Consider the following 476-nt stretch of genomic DNA (forward strand, 5'->3'; position numbering starts at 1 on the left):
ATACTGGCAACTTCTTACAAGGTACTGCAAATCGTATCGATGGACAGTATGATACTTACGGTGGGGTCGCATTGGAAACCCAATATTTGCCTGATAGCCCGAATCATCCTGAGTGGCCACGTCAGAATTGCGTCCTTCGAGAAGGTGAAACCTATAACCACACTACGACCTATCAGTTCCTCAATAATATGTAGTTCTTCTCATCGGTTTTTAGAAGTTAGAGGTACTTTCGAGTGCCTCTTTGCATTTCTGCTCAATAGAAAAACCCTATAATAATTTCAATAGCTTACCACTTAACACTTTTCTCAGAAATTGATGAAAAAACTGCCACATAGGTAACAAAATGAACGCTATCTGATATTGGCCTATAAATTGGGGTCTACACTCTAATCATTGTTGCAGGTGCCGCCTGCTGCTGAGGTTTCCACCTCTATAACTCAATGATTTTTGGAGTATCGATATGCAGCCATCTCTCG

Annotated in this window: 1 pseudogene; it reads left to right on the top strand. The window is 41.2% G+C overall.

Going from position 1 to position 476, the window contains the following annotated elements:
* Nucleotides 1–194 (top strand): annotated as a pseudogene (gene galM, locus AB4585_RS28090) (galactose-1-epimerase); the annotation flags it as partial.
* Nucleotides 195–476 lie beyond the last annotated feature (282 nt).

The organism is Vibrio sp. 10N.222.49.C9, from assembly GCF_041474985.1.
GTDB lineage: Bacteria > Pseudomonadota > Gammaproteobacteria > Enterobacterales > Vibrionaceae > Vibrio > Vibrio crassostreae_C.